10 protein-coding genes are annotated in these 17,126 nt (G+C 64.7%); 2 read left to right on the top strand and 8 right to left on the bottom strand.

The window, feature by feature from the left end; all coding sequences use genetic code 11:
- Position 1 precedes the first annotated feature (1 nt).
- Genes FHY04_RS05850 through FHY04_RS05840 form a run of 3 tightly spaced genes read right to left on the bottom strand, consistent with a single transcriptional unit; the run spans position 2 to position 4,502 of the window.
- The gene (locus FHY04_RS05850; RefSeq protein ID WP_183935766.1) at positions 2-1,522 is read right to left on the bottom strand and encodes a tryptophan halogenase family protein; all 1,521 of its coding nucleotides are present in this window, start codon (positions 1,520-1,522) and stop codon (positions 2-4) included.
- A complete protein-coding gene (locus FHY04_RS05845; RefSeq protein ID WP_183935765.1) occupies positions 1,519-2,991 on the bottom strand; it encodes a tryptophan 7-halogenase in 1,473 nt (490 codons plus the stop codon). Before FHY04_RS05845 ends, FHY04_RS05850 begins: the two co-directional genes overlap by 4 nt.
- Entirely contained in the window at positions 2,988-4,502 is a 1,515-nt protein-coding gene (locus FHY04_RS05840) for a tryptophan halogenase family protein (RefSeq protein ID WP_183935764.1), read from the bottom strand. Before FHY04_RS05840 ends, FHY04_RS05845 begins: the two co-directional genes overlap by 4 nt.
- Positions 4,503-4,746: 244 nt before the next feature.
- On the opposite strand from FHY04_RS05840, the gene FHY04_RS05835 reads away from it, so the two are divergent.
- Both FHY04_RS05835 and FHY04_RS05830 read left to right on the top strand, forming a co-directional pair.
- Positions 4,747-8,124 (top strand): TonB-dependent receptor, encoded by a 3,378-nt coding sequence (locus tag FHY04_RS05835; protein ID WP_183935763.1) that lies wholly within the window; start codon positions 4,747-4,749, stop codon positions 8,122-8,124.
- Between the two features lie 37 nt (positions 8,125-8,161).
- A complete protein-coding gene (locus tag FHY04_RS05830) occupies positions 8,162-9,178 on the top strand; it encodes a cupin-like domain-containing protein (protein ID WP_183935762.1) in 1,017 nt (338 codons plus the stop codon).
- Here the strand turns inward: FHY04_RS05830 and FHY04_RS05825 are convergent.
- The 5 genes from FHY04_RS05825 to FHY04_RS05805 all read right to left on the bottom strand — a co-directional run bounded on the left by FHY04_RS05825 (position 9,175) and on the right by FHY04_RS05805 (position 17,061).
- A complete protein-coding gene (locus FHY04_RS05825; RefSeq protein ID WP_183935761.1) occupies positions 9,175-10,992 on the bottom strand; it encodes a glycoside hydrolase family 9 protein in 1,818 nt (605 codons plus the stop codon). The genes FHY04_RS05830 and FHY04_RS05825 overlap by 4 nt on opposite strands.
- On the bottom strand, positions 10,989-13,517 hold the full coding sequence (locus FHY04_RS05820; RefSeq protein ID WP_183935760.1) for an exo 1,3/1,4-beta-D-glucan glucohydrolase: 2,529 nt from the start codon (positions 13,515-13,517) through the stop codon (positions 10,989-10,991). The genes FHY04_RS05825 and FHY04_RS05820 overlap by 4 nt, the downstream gene beginning before the upstream one ends.
- Positions 13,518-13,604: 87 nt before the next feature.
- Positions 13,605-14,699: an SGNH/GDSL hydrolase family protein gene (locus FHY04_RS05815; protein WP_183935759.1), complete on the bottom strand. Its 1,095-nt coding sequence runs from the start codon at positions 14,697-14,699 to the stop codon at positions 13,605-13,607.
- Positions 14,696-15,703 carry a glycoside hydrolase family 26 protein gene (locus tag FHY04_RS05810; protein WP_260171334.1) on the bottom strand — a complete coding sequence of 336 codons (1,008 nt, stop codon included), beginning with the start codon at positions 15,701-15,703 and terminating at the stop codon, positions 14,696-14,698. Before FHY04_RS05810 ends, FHY04_RS05815 begins: the two co-directional genes overlap by 4 nt.
- A complete protein-coding gene (locus FHY04_RS05805) occupies positions 15,703-17,061 on the bottom strand; it encodes a mannanase (protein WP_221211652.1) in 1,359 nt (452 codons plus the stop codon). Before FHY04_RS05805 ends, FHY04_RS05810 begins: the two co-directional genes overlap by 1 nt.
- Between the last annotated feature and the right edge of the window lie 65 nt (positions 17,062-17,126).

The raw sequence follows: 17,126 nt of genomic DNA, 5'->3' as shown, positions 1-17,126 counted from the left end.
ATTATTTGGCAAACTCCTGGTGGCGATCGAACGGCGCGTGCCGGGCGACGAATTCCGCATGGTCCGGCAGGGCTTTCGCGGTACGCAACGTCGCGGCGCGCATCTCGCGCAGCGCGTCGGCAACCCGATCGGCATCCAACGCATCTACGATCGGATCATAGCCGACCGGGGTGACGTTCTGCCCAAGCAACACCTGCACCCAGCTCAGAATGCCGAACAGCTCGTCATCGTAGCGGAAGATGCGGCCCTTTTCACGGAACAGCGCGAGCTTGCGCGTCAGGCTGTCGGGGATTGGCATCGTCCGGACACGCCGCCAGAACGCGGAATCGTCGCGGCGGGTGGCATGGTAATGCAAGATGATGAAGTCGCGAACCGAGGTGTAGGCGTCGCCCATCAGCCGGTTGTATTCGTCGCGTTCAACATCGGAGAAACTGCGGTCGGGAAACAGCGCAAACAGCTTCGAGATCCCCGTCTGGATCAGGTGGATGCTGGTCGATTCGAGCGGTTCAAGGAACCCGCCGGCAAGGCCGAGCGCGACGACGTTGCCCTTCCACATTTTTGTACGCCGCCCCGCCTTGAAACGAAGTTGTCGCGGATCGGCTGTCGGCTTGGAATCGAGATTGGCGAGCAGCAGCGCGCTTGCCTCGTCATCCGAGATATGCCCGCTGGAATAGACATGGCCATTGCCAGTGCGATGCTGGAGCGGAATCCGCCATTGCCAGCCGGCCGAACGCGCCGTCGCTCGCGTGTAGGGCAGCAGCGGTGCGCTCGGTTCGGTCGCGACCGCGACCGCCCGGTCGCAAGGGAGCCAGTGCGACCAGTCCTCGAACGGCACGCTCATCGTCTCGCCAAGCAGCAGGCTGCGAAACCCCGAGCAGTCGATGAACAGGTCACCATCGACCGAACGACCATCATCGAGCCGGACCGCGCTGACGTGACCGGTGTCGGGATCGCGATCGGCGCCAACGATCCGCCCTTCAATCCTAGTGACGCCACCGGCCTCGGCATGGCGGCGAAGGAATGCGGCGTATAGGCCGGCGTCGAAATGATAAGCGTAGGCGAGCGGTTGCTGGCCGCTGGGCTGGCCGAACTTGTGCAGGTAGGCGGCGACTGCGGAGGGGGCGTACGCGTCGAGTGCGCTAATACCGGGACGATCGCGCAGTTTCAGCCAGAGCTGATGGAAGGCGAGCCCCTGAATGTCGCGGCCGTGTCCGCCGAAGGCGTGCAGGTAGCGATCGTCCCCCGTGTCCCAGCCGACGAACTCGATCCCGAGCTTGAAGGTGGCACCCGTCGCGCGGACGAAGTCGCGTTCGTCGACGCCGATCAGCTGGTTGAATCCGAGGATCGGCGGGATCGTCGCCTCGCCGACACCGACCGTGCCGATCGCGTCGGACTCAATTAGGACGATCTGGCGCTGGCCATCGTCGAGATAGCGGGCAGCCGCAGCGCCGGCCATCCAGCCAGCTGTGCCCCCGCCAACGATGACGACCTTCCGTATCGGGCCAAGGTTCGGATCGGTCATTGGCCACGCTCCAGTTGCGCGAGATAGGCGGGGTAGGGGGGCAGGCGCGCTGGCAGAGCCGCAGTTGCCTCGGCAAGCCGCTTCAGCGTGGCGGCGATCGTGCCGGGGGCGGTAGCCGAGGCGATCGGGTCGGCAATGTGCGGCATCATGCCAAGCCCCAGTAACAGCCCATGCCAGTCGTCCTTGTCAAAGCTCTCATCCTCATAGAATGGCAGCCGCCCGCGGTGCGCGAATTGCTCAAGCGTATGCGTGAGGCTGTCGGGCCGGGGCAGGCGGGATGCCCTCTTCCAGAACGCGCCGCGCGTGCGACCGGTCGGTAGATAATGCGCGGCCTGGTAGTCGCGAACCCGCTCGGCCTGGCGAACGCTTTGGGCGTTATATTCAGCAAGTTCGGTCAATGCGCAGTCACGACCCGGGAGCAGGTCGATCGCGCGCAGGATGGCGGCGTGTGCGAGGTGCAGATTGGCGTTTGCCAAGGGATCGAGCACGACCGCGGCATCGCCCAACGCAAGGACGTTGTGCTTCCACGGTTCGGTGCGGACACCCGGCGCGATGGGAATGATCGTCTTACCTGCGGGCAGGATGCGGCGTGCACTTGAATCCGACGTCTGATCAGCGGCGAAGGACAGGCCAGTCAATGTCCGGTCACGGAGTACGCTCGTAAACCGCCACCCTGCCGGCACCGCGATCAGTTCGTCGGTCGGCGTCGGCGCCTGGGCGGTAGCCGTTCCAAGCAGCAGGCGGTCAACCGGCAGCCACGTCTGCCAATCGTCCCACTGCGCATCCAATGTCGAGCGCAACGGCGCGGCGGGCCCCGAACAGTCGAGATACAGATCGGCCGAGACGCGCCGCCCGTCCGTCAGCATCAGCAACGCGACGCGCCCATCCGGGGAGCGCTCGACGCTGGCAAGGGCACCGGAAACAGAGAGGATGCCGATATGCCGGGAAAGTGCATGCAACAGATCGCGATAGCGGCGCGGATCTAGGCGCAATGCGTAGTCGAAACCCGAGGTCGGTGAGTTCGTATCGTCGGACGGATGGACGAACTTGTCCGCAGACGCGAGCACGGCCGGCACCGAGAAGGCATCGAACCCAGCGATCTTGCCGGCGCGGCGTGCGTTCAGCCAGTGTTGGTGAAACGCGCCAGGTGCAATCGTACCACTGCGTTCGCCATGCGCGAGCACGAACGGCGCTCCGTCAGCGGTCCAGTCCGACAGCCGCGTGCCGATCCGATGCGTCGCGCCCGCCGCAAGCAGGTCGCGTTCGCGCAGGCCGATCCGGTCGTGAAACTCGGTGATCGAGGACAACGTGCCGGGCAGGCGATCAACCAGCGCCATGGGATCGTCGGGCGTATCGATCAGCGTCACCATCAGCCCGGGCAGCGCACGCGCGAACGCGACCGCTGCGGACAGACCGACGATTCCTGCACCAAGTACGGCGACGCTGGCTATCGGCGCGCGGCTGGTCACGCGGCGATCGTTGCGTTGCGGCGCGCGATAAACGCGGCATGGTCGGGCATTGCGTTGGCGGTCGAGGCGACAGTGCCGCGCAAGCTGGCGAGCGCGCGATCGAGACCGTCGAGGCCCGGTCGATCCGCGCGCTGGTCCCACGCCTGCGGGATGATCCCCTGACCGAGATACACCGCGATCCAGCTCGGTTCGAGGAACAGGCCCTCGCTATACTGAGTTACGCGGCCAGCACGGCGGAACAGTTCCATCTTGTCGGCGAGCGTCGTGGGCACGTCCATCGTCCGGACGTGGTTCCAGAATTCAGAATCGTCGCGGGTTGTGGCGTGATAATGCAGGATCAGGAAATCGCGGATCCGGTCATACTCCATGTCGACCATCCGGTTGAACTCGGCCCGATCGGCGGCGGATATGCCCTCCGACCCGGCGCGCTGCGGGAACAGCTCGATCAACTGGGTGATCGCCATCTGTGCGAGGTAGATGCTGGTCGATTCGAGCGGTTCGAGGAATCCCGATGCGAGGCCGATCGCAACGACGTTGCCGACCCAGCTGTTGCGGCGGCGACCGGCACGAAACTTCAGGAATCGCGGGTCGGCGAGCGGCGTGCCCTCGACCGACGCGACGAGCGCCTCGGCGGCAGCCTGATCCGTTATGTGCGCGCTAGAATAGACATAGCCGTTGCCGACGCGGTGCTGCAACGGGATGCGCCATTGCCACCCGGCTGATTTCGCCGTCGCCCGCGTATAGGGTTCGATGGGTCCGTCCGGCGAGGTGCACGGCATCGCGACCGCGCGGTCGCATGGCAGCCATCTCGACCAGTCTTCCCAAGGCTCGGCCATCGCGTCGCCGAGCAACAAACTGCGGAACCCCGAGCAGTCGACGAACAGGTCGCCCTCGACGGTCTCGCCCGAATCTAGGCGTAGCGTACGGACATCGCCACTAATGGCATCCTGCTCGACCCCGACGATCCGCGCTTCGGTCCGGCGCGCGCCGTGTGCTTCGGCAAAGCGGCGGAGATAGGGGCCGAACAACGTCGCATCGAACTGATAGGCATAGCCGAAGCTCGCGGCCAGATCGTCGGGTGCGCCGTCCGGAATGGCAAAGCGATGGCGCCTGGCAGCGGCGACCGCGATCGAATAGTCGCCGATCGGGCCGGCCCGCCCCTCGGCCGCGAGCCGGAGCCAATAATGATGGAACCCGACATCGTCGAGCGGACGACCAAACGTACCAAAGGGATGGATATAGCTGTCGCCGATCGCGCCGAAATCGCGAAAGTCGATGCCGAGCTTGAAGGTCGCATGCGTGGCTCGCATGAAGTCGGCCTCGTCAAGCCCCAGCCGTTCGACAAAGGCGCGGATATGAGGCAACGTCGCTTCGCCTACACCAACAATGCCGATCTCCGTCGACTCGATCAGCTGAACGGTACAGACGTTTGGCAACAGCCGGGTCACTGCCGCTGCCGTCATCCAGCCGGCCGTCCCGCCGCCGACGATCACAACATGCGTAGGCCTCATATCGTACATCATCCTCTTCCCCGATTTAGGATCGATCCGAGAATGTAACATGAAAGTCACAGTCGGATTAAGTCCGGCATTATCTGTCAATTGATTTGTCTTATTCGACTTGTATGGGCAAACATAGCTGCTTATCACGCTGATCAAGCGTGCGATTGTCGTTCGCCTTGATGGGGAAAGCCCGGTGAGAACGCCTGCTTCATAAGCGGCGACAGCTAGGCTTGTGGATGTTGAAGGGGTAATCATGGCTAGTATTTCATCGCGCCTGTTCGGGGCGAGCGTATCGGCGCTCGCTGTCGCGTTCACTGCACAACCGTCGTCCGCGCAGGTCGCTGCTGCATCGACCGATGCCCAGACGGTGCCGGCACCCGCCGGCTCTGGCGCCGCGAGCACGACGTCGGGCGCGACCAGCCTCGATGCAGCGACCGCGGGCACGGCGCCTGGTTCGGCTAGCAACACCACCGGCACCTCGGGCGCCGCGCAGGATGCCGGCAACCCGACCCCCGATCCCGAGCGCGAAGAGATCGTTGTCACCGGCATCCGTCAGAGCCTGGCGAACGCGCAGAACATCAAGCGTAACTCCGACACGGTCGTCGACGCGATCACCGCGGAAGACATCGGCGCGCTCCCCGATCGCTCGGTCAACGAAGCGTTGCAGCGCGTTCCTGGCGTGTCGATCAGCCGTTTCGCCGCCCCCAACGACTCGCAGCATTACTCCGCGCAAGGCTCGGGCGTCGTCATCCGTGGTCTCAACTATGTGCGCGGCGAGTTCAACGGCCGCGATGCGTTCGCCGCGGGCGGCGGTCGCGAGATCGGCTTTAACGACATTCCAGCCGAAGTCGTCGGGTCGATCGAGGTTTTCAAGAACCTTACGTCCGATCTGATCGAGGGTGGCATCGCCGGCACGGTCAACATCAACACGCGCAAGCCGTTCGATTCGGCGAAGGACCTGATCTTTTTGTCGGGCGGGATCAATTATCCTGATCTTGAAAAGCGCAGCGCGCCGCAGGCCGTCGGGCTCGTTTCGAAGCAGTTCGATCTCGGCAGCGCCGGACGCTTCGGCATTCTCGCCAGCGGCACCTATCAGAAGCTCTATAGCCGTTCCGACTCGGTCTTCGTCTCGTCGATGCTGCCGCGCTACAATGACGATACGAACGGCAACGGCGTCCAGGATGCCGGCGAGGGCCGCGTGCTCAACGCTGGTACGCCGTACCAGTCGACGCTGTTCGACACCTTCCCGCTGCCTACCGGCCGCAACGTCGTCTACGCGCCACTCGGCGGGGGATCGCGTACGCAGGACTTCGATCGCAAGCGTATCGCCTATTCAGGGTCTGCGCAGTATGAGAATGCCTCGCGCAGTCTGCTGATCACCGGCCAGTTCCTGCGCGCCGAATCGACCGAAGACTGGATCGAGCACACTGTCGAGCCGAACGTCTATTATAATGACGTCAACACGGTTTTCCCTGTCGGCGGTACTGATTTCACCTATGACGATGACGGCGTGTTTACCAGTGGCACGCTCGGAAAGCGCACAGGGCAGGTATTCGGCAACAATCCCGCCGGGTGCGGCACCAACGCCGATGGCTCGCTGGTGACCTACTGCCCGCTGACGCAGTTCGCACCCAACGGAATCTTCACGACCCAATCCAACCGCCACTTCTATTCCAAGTCGATCACGCAGGATCAGTCGCTCAACATTAAGTTCGAGCCGATCGATCGCCTGCATCTTAATTTCGACGGCCAGTATGTGAGCTCCAAGGTTAAGGTGCGCGACGATATTCTCGACACCGCGACCTTCAGCCAGACGTCGATCGACCTGCGTGGCAATATTCCGCAGATCACCTCGATCACGCCAGGCTTCGATACCGCCAGCTATTTTGCTAATCCGAACTCGGTCTATTTCCGTGACGCCTTCAACGGACGCCAGGATAATAAGGGCGACGAGTGGGCGTTTCGCGGCGACGCGCAGTTCGACGTCAGCGAAAACGCGTTCCTGCGCAACGTTCGGGTCGGCGGTCGCTATAGCGACCGCAAACAAACCGTGAAGGCGGTCGACTACAACAACTGGGGCAACGTGTCGGAGACGTGGGCAGCCGCGGGGCCGGTCAGCTACACGGCGCTCGACTCTAGCCAAGGCGAACTTTACAACTTCACCAATTTCTTCCGCGGTGGCACGAACACGCCTCCGAGTACGTCGTTCGTTTCTGACGCTGTACTGGGCGATCATGACGCATTCACCGATCTGTTGCGTAAGCTCACCGCGCTTGGCGGCGGCAGTTATCAGCCAGCCGAGGATCGAACGGGCGTGACGGTTGACGGCGCATACCGGCCGAGCGAGGTCTATCGCAATCGCGAGCGTACCTTTGCAGCCTACGCTCGTGCCGATTTCGGCGTAGAGGATTTCGGCAACGGGATGAGCCTGACCGGTAACGTCGGCGTGCGTTTCGTCCGCACGAAGGACGATTCGAACGGCGCGATCACTTTCGCGCAGCAAAATACGATCTTCGATCCCACTAACCTCGGCAATAACGCGGCCGGCGTACCCTATCCGGCAACGCTCGGTGGTTTCTGTCAGCGCGCGTTTGATCAGCCAAACGGTCAAGGCACCGTGCCTGCGATCTGTACGGTGTCCCCCGCACAACAGGCGGCGATCGTGGCGTATTCAAACGGTGCCTCCACACCGGACATCGCCAAGCAGAAGTTCAACTTCTGGTTGCCGAGCGCGAACGTGAAGCTTCAGGTCACCCCGACGCTTCTGTTCCGTGCGGCTGGATCGAAGGCAATCTCCCGCCCTAATTTCGGCGATCTCCGCAACTATGTCGGCGTCGGCGCTTCCGGCGGCAACACGACCGGCAACTTCCAGTTCGCCGCGCAATCGCGGAACCCGTTCCTTCGCCCAGTCGAGGCATTGCAGTTCGATCTGACCAGCGAGTGGTACTTCTCGAAGGTTGGCTCGCTGACTGCAACACTGTTCCACAAGACGCTGTCGAACATCATTGTCGACAATTTCGGCTACACGCGCACCCTGACGAACAACGGCCAGACGTTCGACGTGCAGGTCAACGGCCCCGCCAACGTGAAGGGCAAGTCGCGGATCAAGGGTGCGGAAATTGCGTACCAGCAGACGTTCGACTTCTTGCCGGGTGCTCTCAGCGGCCTCGGCATGCAGGCAAACTATACGTATGTGAAGGCAGGCAAGATCCCCAACCCGGTGCCCGCAAATGGCGCCGCGGATGGCAGCCGTCCGCCGCAGGACGTCGCTGGCCTGTACGACAATCTTCCGCTCCAGGGCCTGTCGAAGCACACCGTCAACCTCGCCGGCTTCTACGACAAGGGTCCGTTCTATGCCCGTGTCGCGTATAGCTGGCGTTCAAAGTTCCTACTGACCAACCGCGATTGCTGCTTCCCGTTCCTGCCAGTTTACGCGTTGCCGACCGGACAGCTCGACGCATCGGCGTTCGTGACGGTGAACGAGCACTTCAAGCTGGGCGTGACGGGGGCGAATCTGCTCGACACGACGACCAAGACTACCTTCCTGCTAAACGGTGCGGGGCTTGAAGCGCCACGCAGCTTCTTCAAGAACGATCGCTCGTACACATTGTCGGCACGCATGACCTTCTAAGGTAGCGGGATACAAGGCCAGGGATTACACGCATACGATGAGTGAAATCACTGGCCTTCCGGTGGCCGAAACCGGCCCGGTCGACGCTGTACGGTTCGAAGCCGAGATCGCGCATAGTTATCACCCTGTTGTGATGCGCGGTTTGGTGGCGGCCTGGCCGGCGGTGCGAGCGGCACGGACTTCCGATCGCGCAATTGGCGATCATATTATCAAGTTCGATGGTGGACGCTCCGCCGACGTAATGGTCGCTCAGAACGAGCTGCGGGGGCGGTTCTTCTACAACAATGACCTTAGCGGCTTCAACTTCGAGCGCGCCAAGGCACCGATCCCTACACTGGTCGAGCAACTAATCGCGCTACAGGGCGTGCCGGGTGCGCCCGCCATCTACGCCAGCGCCGCCGCAGCGGAAGAGTTCCTCCCTGGCTGGGCGGAAGCAAACGTCCTGCCGCTTCTAACACCCAATGCAGTGCCGCGCGTCTGGATTGGCAATGAAAGCCGCGTTTCGACACATTACGACGTATCGAGCAATGTCGCGGTCGTGGTGGCGGGCAGGCGGCGGTTTTGCCTATTCCCACCCGAGCAGGGGCCGAACCTGTATGTCGGGCCGCTCGACGTCACGCTCGCCGGCCAGCCCGTGAGCCTGGTCGATCTCGAGGCGCCGGACCTGCAGCGTTATCCCCGCTTTGCCGAAGCGTGCCCGCACATGCAAATGACTGTGCTTGAGCCCGGCGATGCGATTTTCATTCCGTCGATGTGGTGGCACGACGTGAAGGCGCTCGGGCGGTTCAACGTGCTGGTCAATTACTGGTGGGGACAACCAGGCGCCGCGTCGCCGTTCCCTGCGCTGATCCACGCCATTCTGGCGATCCGCGACTTGCCGCCGGGTGAGCTTGAGGCGGTGCGCGGGTGGTTCGATCACTATGTGTTTGGCGACAACGCTCAGAACGCGGCCGCACATATTCCCGAGGCGGCACGCGGCGTACTCGGGGCACCTTCACCTGAGCGGACCGCCGTGATCCGCGGGTATCTAGCACGGACGCTGGAGCGGCTCTAGCGCCCCCGCGTCGCATCGAGGAAGGCGGCGGTCCAGACCAGGGGTGCGTTCCAATTGATTGCGACTTCGTTAACCGTGAAGGCGCGATAGTCGTCGATCCAGCAGGTTTGTGGCGCGCATCCCTTCATCGGGCCGGGTTCGTTCGCTGCCGCGGAGTTGGGGCCGCCCGACAGCACGCCGGTAGGGGGGGGCGGGTAGCGCTTGCCCGCCGCGGCGGCCCAGAAACGGTGGTGCGGGTGCTGCACCGGGCGCGTGCCGATGCCGGTGACGTAGGACCGGTCGAGCGGATTGCGGCCGAGGATATAGTCGAGGCTCGCCACGACCGCGTCGCGATAAACTGGCTTGCGGTCGATCTGCCACGCGACGCCCAGCAAGATCGCTCGATTGAGGATCGAACTGCTCGAGCCGCACGGGTAGTTGGTGCCGCCAAAGGGGATGCCGTAGCCGCTGCGATTGCCTTCGGCGACGAAGCCGTCGGCCAGTGCGGTGATCCGGCCGCGGAGCGTGGCGCGATCATCGGCCGGTAGGTCGCCGGGGACCGTTGCCAGCGTCAGCGCGCCCGCCAGCTTGAGCGAGCCCCAGCCAATATCCGCGCCGGGATCGGTGAAGATCCCGTCCTTGCGCAGGCGATCGAGGAAAACTGGTTCCTTGGTGGTTGCGTAGAGTTGCGCGGCAGCGAAGGTGAACTCGTCGCGGACATCCGGGTCGCCGTAGCCGCCACTGCCGGTGAAGTCCGAACTGGTGAGCAGGTTCGGGTGACGAAGTGCCGCAGCCCAGCCGCGCCGTGCCGCGGTGAGGCATTTGGTGGCGAAGGCGGGGTCGATCGTGCGCCAGATCCGCGCACACTGCGCCGCGACGCCGACCATGTTGAGCGTCGCCGCGGTCGAGGGCGGATAGAGGAACCGCGTCTGGTGATCGTCAGCCGGCGCGGTCGGGATGCCCGTCCAGCTCTCGTCGGCGATCTTGGTGTGGACTAGCCCGCTTGCGTCAATCGTCTCGAACCGGGTGATGGCCTTGCCAGCGACGCCCGCGTCCGGGGCAATGGCGAGCTTGGTGCCATCGGGAATCTGCATGGCGAGCAGGAAGGCGACTTCGACGCGCGCCTCGTCGAGCAGATCGTCCTTGCCGTTGGTGCGTTCGGGCAGCGCGAGGCGGCCATCGGCGAAGGCGTTGGCGTCACCGAAGGCGGCGAGGCGCTCGTGGAGGTCGAGCAAGGTCCAGTTCGAGACTTCGCCGTTGACGACGTATTTGCCGTGGTCGCCGGCGTCGTACCAGCCGCCGGTCGCGTCGAGCTTATAGCCGCAACCAGGCCATTTGACGCCCTTCTGGTCGACGCCGGCAAAGCAGGTGGCGATGTCGGGGGCATGACCGGCAGGACGGGCGAGGTCCTTGCGTTCGACGAATGCGGGCAGGATCGGCACGCCGCTACGCTGCTGATAGAAGAACGACATCGCTGCGGTCGCGACAGGCGCGAACGGACGGTCTGCGATCGCGAAGGGGTGGCTGGCGGTTGCGCCGACGTGCAGGCGATAGCCGGTGCCGGGCGTGTGGAAGCTGCCGAAATCGATCCGGTGGACGCTTTCGCCCGATGCTGCGTCGGCACCTACCGGTATCGTCTGGCCCGACGCGGCGGTCTTGCGGCGCGCGTCGGTGAGTGTCCACGCGAGCGGCTTCGCCTGCGTCGATGGCAGGACCGCGATCTTGGGGCCGCGCGTCTCGAACCCTGCCTGGTCGATCCTGATCGCCGCGGGCGGAGCTTGCGTGGCGGCGGTCGTAAGCAGGACAGCCGCCGCACCGAGTAGGAGCCGGCTCAATCGCCGCACTTCGTCATCGGTACGGGAGCGGAGTCGATCTTCACGTCGGAGATCGACAGGCCGAGCTTGCCGTCGGTGGCGATCACGAACGGTGCGGTGACGTGCGCCATGTCGATGCCGCGCTTGGCGAAGCATTGCAGCGGCACGATCACCTGCTGCCACTCGCCGCGCTTGCCAGCCGCGAGCGTCCTGGTGATCGGGACTGTGACGGCCTTTCCGTCGTTACTGACCATACCGAGCCCGACGGGTGCGCTACCGGCGCGATCGACGCGGACGTCGACGACAAGGCTCAGTTCACCATTGTTCTCGCGTGTCAGGTCGAGCGGACCGGACGCTTCGACCCGCGCATCGGCAGCCCCGCCCGCCCAAACGAGCGCGCGCGCGTCTTCCTGACGGCGGCGGTCGACGGCGGAGGCGGTGAGGCGCTTGGTCGCGGTCGTCGCGTTAACGCCGAGCAAGCGAACCTTCGACTGGTCCTGCTCGACTAAAGTCAGCGACCAGCCCTCGGGTACGCGGCCCTTGCCGAAGATCGTGCCGTTCGACGATGCGGCCATGCCGGCGGGGCGGGTTTCGTCGAGCTTGGGGACCGAGCCGGGCTTGGCGTAGCTCAGGCCGTAGCCGAATGCGAAGAGCGGGTCGTAGCCGGGGTCGGAGCGGTTCAGCACATACTGATCGGGTCGCTTCGGCCAGGAAAAGCTCAACTTGCCGCGGAAGTCGTTGGCGACGCTGCCGTCCTTCTTGCGCAGCAGCACGTCGGCGATGCCGCCGCCTTCGCTGCCCGGCAGGAACGCCGCGACGAACGCATCGGAGGCGTTCAACTCGGCATTCACCCAAAGCGGGCGGCCCGACAGGAATACCGCGACGACGGGAACGCCCGCCGCCTTAAGCTTGCGCAACAGGTCGAGGTCGGACTTGTCCTCGGGGCTGTATTCGAGGTTGGGACGGTCGCCCTTGAACTCGGCATAGGGCTGTTCGCCGAACACGATGATCGCCGCGTCGGGCTTCTTGGCGAAGCTTCCGTCCGCCGACAGCGTCGCGGTGCCGCCGGCGTTCTTGACCGCGGTGCTGATCCCCGACCAGATCGTCTCGGCGTTGGGGAAGTTCGCGTTGGTGGTCCCGCCGCCCTGCCATGTCAGCGACCAGCCACCGGCCTGTTGCGGAATGTTGTCCGCACCGCCGCCGGCGACGAGAATGTTGGCGGAGGGCTTCAGCGGGAGCAGCCCGCCTTCGTTCTTGAGCAGCACCATCGATTCACGCGCTGCCCGGCGCGCGATCGCGCGGTGGTCGGCGGCACCGATGAGGTTCATCTTGCCGGCGAGCGCCCGCGACGACGGGCGACCGCGATCAAACGTGCCGGCGCGCAGCTTGACGCGGAGGATGCGGCGAACCGCATCGTCGAGCCGAGCGGCGGGGATCTCGCCCGACTGCGCCTGTTTCAGCGTGTTGGCGTAAAGCGTCTTCCAGCCGCTGCCCGAATACATGAACATGTCGAGCCCGGCATTGATCGCAGCGGCGCAGCTCTCGTTCGAACAGCCCTCGACCTGGCCGTGGCCGTTCCAGTCGCCGACGACGAAGCCGTCGAAATGGAGCCGGTCCTTGAGCACGCCGGTCAGCAGGCTCTTATTGCCGTGCATCTTGGCGCCGTTCCAGCTCGAGAAGCTCGCCATCACCGACTGCGTGCCCGCCTCGATCGCGGCGGGGTAGCCGCCGAGGTGAATGTCGCGCAGCGCGGTCTCGGGGATCAGCGCGTCGCCCTGGTCGCGACCGCCGGTGCCGCCATCGCCGAGGAAATGCTTCGTCGTCGCGATCACGCGGTCCGGCGCAAGAAACTCCTTGGTGCCGACCTTGCCCTGGACGCCTTCGATCACCGCGCCGGCGTAATCGGCCTGGATCGTCGGCTCCTCGGAATAGCTCTCGTACGTGCGACCCCAGCGGTCGTCGCGGACGACGGCGAGGGTGGGGGCGAAGGTCCAGTCGATGCCGGCGGCGGCGGTCTCGATCGCGGTGACGTGGCCGATCTCGCGCATCAGGTCGCGGTCGCGTGCGGCGCCGAGGCCGATGTTGTGCGGGAAGAGCGTTGCGCCGGGAATATTGTTGTTGCCGTGGACCGCGTCGGTACCCCAGATCACCGGGATCGCCGGGCGGCCGTCGCTGCGCGCCATCGACGCGTCGTAGAACGCATCGGCGAGTTTGAGCCATTCGACCGGGGGAGCGAGATCGTTGCCGCCGGGGCCGGCATTGCCGCCGTTGAGGATCGATCCGAGCTTGTAGGTGCGCAGGTCCGATGGCTCGATGCTCGCGATGTCGACCTGTATCAGCTGGCCGATCTTGTCCTCGACCGACATGCGCTTCATGATCGCGTCGATCCGTGCCTCGACCTTGGGATCGCGCAAGGGCCGCGCGTTGGCGGTCGGCCAGATTTCGGGATGCGCGACGGGCGAAAGCGGCACGGTCGGTGCCGCTATGGGCGCCGCCGCCGATTGCAGCAGAAGCGCGATCGTAAAGGTCGAAAAACTCGCAGGCATCATACTCTCCCCGGTCGGTACGCGATCGTAATCCGTACCGTTGCCCCTCTGCTACCGGGTGCCGGCAACAATATGCAAATTATTTGGCTATTCGTTCGTCCAGATCTCTGGATGCGCGTCGATATAGGTCGATAACGCGGTCCCGATCTGGGCATCGTCAGCCGTCGAAGGGTGCGCGTGGCAGCCGGTGAAGGCAAGTCCGGTGACGGGCACGAAAGCGACGTCTCGCTGACCCTCGGCCTTGAGGCGTGCAGCGACCTTGCCGACTTCGGATGCGATCTCGCCGTCGGCCATGTCGGTTGCCCACAGGAGTACATGCGCGTGCGAATTTTGTGCGCGCAGACGTTTGACGAAATCGACATAGTGCTGCTCGTAATCGACATGCAGCGCATCGCGCGTCTCCCACGGTTCGCCGGGGTGGAGCGGCGTGGTGAAGTCGTTGGTGCCGAGCGCGATGACGAACAGGCGGGGGCGCCAAGCCGGGTCGGCGTAGCGCGTGGCCTTGTCGAACAGCGTGAAGGGATAGGCCACGGGCACGGTATCGGCCGTCATGCCGTCGTAATTGCGGACGATGCCGCGGCCGGAGATCGCGTTGATCTGATAATCCGCGCCGTAGCGGCGCGCGGTCAGCGCAGGCATGGCCTGCGACGCGTCGGTGGTCGCCCAGACTTCGTCCTGCGTGCAGTCGCGCTTGGTCGAGATGTTGCCGTAGCCGACGGTGTGGGAATCGCCGATGAACTCGATCTGGCGGGTGCGGGCGGGAGCGGGCAGGGCGCGTGTTTCGGGGTCGGCGTAGAAGCCACCGAAGACGGTCGGTGCAGCCTGGCTTTCGCTGGCGACGTCGACGCGAATGGTATGGCGGCCGTTCGCGAGACCGCCAACGCGGTAGAGACCGGACCTCGGCTTGACGAGTTTGGCGACGGGGGCGCCATCGACGGAAACGCGAAGGATCACGTCGCCCGCGCCGATCTTCAGAAGTGCGCTCGTGCCGCGGAACGCCGCCTCGAAATAAGTGCCCGGCCACTGGCGCGTATAGCCTTCCGCGGTCCGCGAGACGCGACCGCCGACGTGAAGGGGGAGCACGGCGCCGGCTTTCCCGGTCGTCGGGGTTACCGTCGGTGGGGCGGCGATGGCCGACGTCGACAGCAATGTCGCGGCGAACAGCCCCAGGATTATCTTCATGCCTTTACCCTCAGCGCTGCGGGAAGTTCATCCTTGGTCACGTAGCGCTTCGACGCGAAGTCGCGGCGCAACTGGTCGGGCGTATTTTGGTCGGCGCCGGTGAGCCAGCGCGTGTGCCACGTCATGAACCAGAGCCAGTCGGCGTTCGGGCCGAGGAACGCCGGATCGGGGACCGGACCGTTCTCGTGCAGGCAGATCGGCAGCGTGTCGCCGACGATCGCCTTTACCTGCGCGAACATGGGCGCGAGATTGCCGTGGTCGTTCGCGTAGATGTCGGCGCCGGCGACGTCGACGGTTGCACGGCCGGGATACCAGGCGGGGTCGACGTTCTGCCCAGCCCAGCCAAGTACCCAGATCAGGTTGTTGAGGCCGTGGACGCGCGTGAACTGGTCGTACATCAGTGCCCACAGCGCCTTGAAAGCGTCGGGGCCGTGCTTGCCCCACCAGAACCAGTCGCCACTGAATTCGTGGAAAGGGCGCCACAAGACTGCGACGCCGCGGTCTTGTAGGACATTCAGCAGGCGCGCCACCTCGGTCATGTCGCGCATCATCGCGACGTTCTGCGGCGTGCCGGGCTTTAGTGCGGCGGCGACGTCGAAATCCTTCTTCGAGTTCTCGTAGCCGGTGCCGATGTCGGGGGCGCCCCAATGCCAGCACAGCGTGACGATCCCGCCGGACCGCGCCCAGGCAGTTGCCCGGTCGTTCACCGCGTCGTTGTCGCGTGGGTCGATATAGTCGAGGCCGAGGATCGCGGGCAGCTTGCCGGTGACGCTCTGGAGATAGTCGAGTTCGCCGTTCGGATTCGGCTGGGCGGAACCCTGTTCCTGCTGGCCGGTCAGCGTCTTCCTGCCGTACTGGCTGCACAGATAGGTGTAGAGTTTTCGCGCGGCCGGGGACGCGCTCGAGTTGCTGAGCGTATGGTTTGGGCCCGCCGCCAAGGCCGGCACGCCGTGCAGCAGGCCCAGCGCGGCCGTCATCCCCAGCGTTTCGCGTCGGCTGAGCATCACAGTGCCGCCATCGCCGATGCGTGGGCGCGGATCACCGCTTGCGTCGAGGTGTCGCTGTCGAACACGCCGTACCAGCCCTGCGGTTCGTGCGGCGGATCGCCCATGTAGCTGAGGTCGCTGCGCTGGAACCGGTGATCGGCATGTGGCGTGCGCGCTTCGCCGTTCCACGCCCAGAAGTTCGAGCCTGCGAGCGGTCCGCCGGCCTTCACGTTGGTTTCGATCGCGGTGTAGATCTGCCGGTAGAAGCGATCCTTGTAGACCGTCGTGATGGTCGGGTCATAGGCGGTCTTGCCATCGCGCGGGTAGCCGAACTCCTCGATCACCAGCGGCTTGCCGAGCGTGGTGGCGAGCCGGATATGCGCGTCGATATAGCCGGCGACCTTGGCTGCGCCCGCGTCGTAGGTGCCGGCGAGGTTGCCCGCGTCCATCCACGTCCAGTTGTTCGGCCAGATGTGCGTGGTGAGGTAATCGATCGACGTCGAGCGATGTGCGGCGAGCACGACGTCCTCGCGCTCGATCGAGCCCTTCAGGCCTTCGGAGCCGGTGGAGACGAGATGGTTCGGATCGAGCGTCTTGATGTAGCGCGCAGTCTCGTCGATCCAGCGATAGAAGGCGGGCAGATTGGGGACGGCGACCGCAGCCCCGCCGGCGGGACGCGGTTCGTTCGCAAGCTGCCACGCCATGATCGTGGGATCGGCGGCATAGGCCACGCCCGTCACGCTATTGGTGCGCGAGACGACCGCGCGAATATAGTCGCGGTACATCGCCTGCGCTTGGCCGTTGGTGTAGAACGCGGCGTTCCAGTCGGCGAACTCGGGCCACGGGTACGCGGGGTCGTTCATGTTGATGAACTTGCCGCCGTTGACCCACGACAGATACGTCATCATCCCGCCCGACCATTCCCAGAAGTTGGTAAGGTAGATGACGCCGGTCATGTCGCGCTTCGCCACCTCGGCGAGCGTCCAGTCGAGGCCCTTGAGCAGATCCTCGTTGTAGGTCGCGGTCTTGTCGCGGAAGCCGGGCGTGATCGAGTTTTTGAGCGGCGACAGTTCGGCCGAGCCGAGGATGCGCAGGTTGCGCACGCCGAGCGCCTTCAGCCGGTCGAGCTCGCGCCCGAGCCGCGTTCGGTTGCCATAGGCGGTGTCCGCGCCAAGCCATGCGCCGTACCAGATGTTCGCACCGGCATAGCGATACGGCCTGCCGTTGCGTTCGAAGCCGTGGCCCGCGACAGTGACGAACGACGAAGCCGGCTGTGCGCTACCAAGCCCTCCGCTCGCTAGATGCGCCGCATTCGTGCAGCCAGCCACGAGAGCCACCCCCGCGAGCAACGCCGCGCGCCTGTCGATTACCGCCAATGCCAACTCCCCTGTAACGCCCGTGTTTCAGAACCGGTCGCGATTATTCCGTATCGGATAGACCT

Origin of the sequence: Sphingomonas sp. BK481, assembly GCF_014194875.1 — a bacterium.
Classification (GTDB): domain Bacteria; phylum Pseudomonadota; class Alphaproteobacteria; order Sphingomonadales; family Sphingomonadaceae; genus Sphingomonas; species Sphingomonas aerolata.
Note: the sequence above shows the minus strand (reverse complement) of the source record. Positions and strands in the feature narration are given on the sequence as shown.

Excerpts from the sequence above, each read along its gene's own strand:
- FHY04_RS05850 (WP_183935766.1), bottom strand. The coding sequence starts at position 1,522 with ATGACCGATCCGAACCTTGGCCCGATACGGAAGGTCGTCATCGTTGGC.
- FHY04_RS05840 (WP_183935764.1), bottom strand. The coding sequence starts at position 4,502 with ATGAGGCCTACGCATGTTGTGATCGTCGGCGGCGGGACGGCCGGCTGG.
- FHY04_RS05835 (WP_183935763.1), top strand. The coding sequence starts at position 4,747 with ATGGCTAGTATTTCATCGCGCCTGTTCGGGGCGAGCGTATCGGCGCTC.
- FHY04_RS05830 (WP_183935762.1), top strand. The coding sequence starts at position 8,162 with ATGAGTGAAATCACTGGCCTTCCGGTGGCCGAAACCGGCCCGGTCGAC.
- FHY04_RS05820 (WP_183935760.1), bottom strand. The coding sequence starts at position 13,517 with ATGCCTGCGAGTTTTTCGACCTTTACGATCGCGCTTCTGCTGCAATCG.
- FHY04_RS05815 (WP_183935759.1), bottom strand. The coding sequence starts at position 14,699 with ATGAAGATAATCCTGGGGCTGTTCGCCGCGACATTGCTGTCGACGTCG.
- FHY04_RS05810 (WP_260171334.1), bottom strand. The coding sequence starts at position 15,703 with ATGCTCAGCCGACGCGAAACGCTGGGGATGACGGCCGCGCTGGGCCTG.